This window comes from Bowmanella yangjiangensis, assembly GCF_017255015.1.
Classification (GTDB): Bacteria; Pseudomonadota; Gammaproteobacteria; order Enterobacterales; family Alteromonadaceae; genus Bowmanella; species Bowmanella yangjiangensis.
On record NZ_JAFKCS010000719.1, the window covers coordinates 1 to 371 of the forward strand.

The 371-nt window shown below is 69.3% G+C and carries 1 protein-coding gene; it reads left to right on the plus strand.

Going from position 1 to position 371, the window contains the following annotated elements; genetic code table 11:
* On the plus strand, positions 1-371 hold a 371-nt coding region (locus tag J0A65_RS26400), incomplete at both ends, for an SDR family NAD(P)-dependent oxidoreductase (protein ID WP_206597146.1).

Consider the following 371-nt stretch of genomic DNA (forward strand, 5'->3'; position numbering starts at 1 on the left):
AGTGACGCCATGCAACCAACGGACTGCCGCGCCCTGCTCACCGGCGCCAGTGGTGGCATCGGCCAGGCCCTGGCCGAGCGCCTGGCCAGCGAGGGGGCCCACCTGCTGCTGGCCGGCCGCCGCCTGGAGCCGCTGGAGCCGCTGCTCAAGCGCTTTCCGCAACAGATCCAGCTGGTCCAGGCCGACATCGGCACACGGGCCGGGCGGGATGCGCTGGTCGCCGCGGCGCAGAACTTCGGCGGGCTCAACTGCCTGATCAACGCGGCCGGGGTCAATCGCTTAGGTCTGCTCGACCAGCAGGACGAGCATCAGATCGCAGAGCTGATCGTTATCAACGTCACCGCCACACTGCAGCTGACCCAGCGCCTGCT